Source organism: Actinomyces sp. S6-Spd3, from assembly GCF_000758755.1.
Classification (GTDB): domain Bacteria; phylum Actinomycetota; class Actinomycetes; order Actinomycetales; family Actinomycetaceae; genus Pauljensenia.
In genome coordinates this window covers 1-1,042 of sequence record NZ_JRMV01000044.1, presented here as the reverse complement: position 1 = coordinate 1,042, position 1,042 = coordinate 1, and the positions used below count along the sequence as shown (strand labels likewise).

The 1,042-nt window shown below is 48.5% G+C and carries 1 protein-coding gene; it reads left to right on the top strand.

The window, feature by feature from the left end; genetic code table 11:
* The coding region (locus HMPREF1627_RS00300; RefSeq protein WP_034499883.1) for a hypothetical protein at positions 1–1,042 on the top strand (1,042 nt) is incomplete at both ends.

Here is a 1,042-nt window from a genome sequence, read left to right as displayed (position 1 = left end):
GAGTTCAAAGAAGTATCTTGAATTAGATCTGGGATTCCTGTATGGAATTCCGTCGCCCGTAAAAGACGAAGAGCTGGACCATTGGATACCTAAACTCAAGTCGACATTGAATCGGTCCGAAAAGAATATGGAGGCTGCAAAGCTTCTAAATCAGTTGCTTGCGCACCTGAGTAGTCTTGAAGGCCAGAAATTACTCCTTGCCAAAACCTGGAGTGGCTTTGCCGATTCACGTCAAAAGTACTTGCGCGATTCGATAGACCAGACTCTGAACCAACTGGCGACGGAATATCCTTTGGGCGTGGTGGATGAGGACAGCCTACTGAGCAGGCTGCCTGCCATGGGTATCAAAGGTGTTACTCCACTGAGCATCAAACAAAAGGCAGATTCTCACGGTTTGACGGTAACACCTGCTTTAGATCTTTCAAAGAACCAGCTACCGGAGAAGCTAGTTCCGATCTGGAACGCCGTATCCAAGCATCCCGATTACCCAACGATCTTCGATCTGATCCTTATCCATCGAACTGATGACTTGAAGAGTATCGAGCTACTTGACTCTTTTTCTGCGAATGGGAGGCCGATAACTTTACAAGACATTGAAAAGGCGCGACGTAGAAGCGAGCAGGGACGTGATACTGACGCACTGCAGGATGCTCAGAAGTTCCTTGGCGCGGTAAAAGACGCCGCTGCCGATGAAAAAGCTTTGCAATCGACCGTCATCGCGGCGATCGTTGAAACAGTTACAGCCCAACTGCAACGCGGCAATACTCTTGTGGGCGTCCGAGATTCACTTGTCGCAAATGGAATCAAACAGCTGGACGCTTCGCGAATTGTGCACGCTGTAAGTGAGCAAAGATCAGGAGCCTCCGGATCGAAACTTTCGTTAGAAAGTGCGCGAGAAAAGTTTGCTTCCGGCTTTCTCGAAGAAGCGAAACGCATAGTTCTTGCAGTTGGGGAAACCAGCGAGAATAAAGCTGAGTACGCTGCGCTGATCAAACAGATTGATGGCGCTCTTGATCAAAAAGAACAGTACGTAGCTGAATTT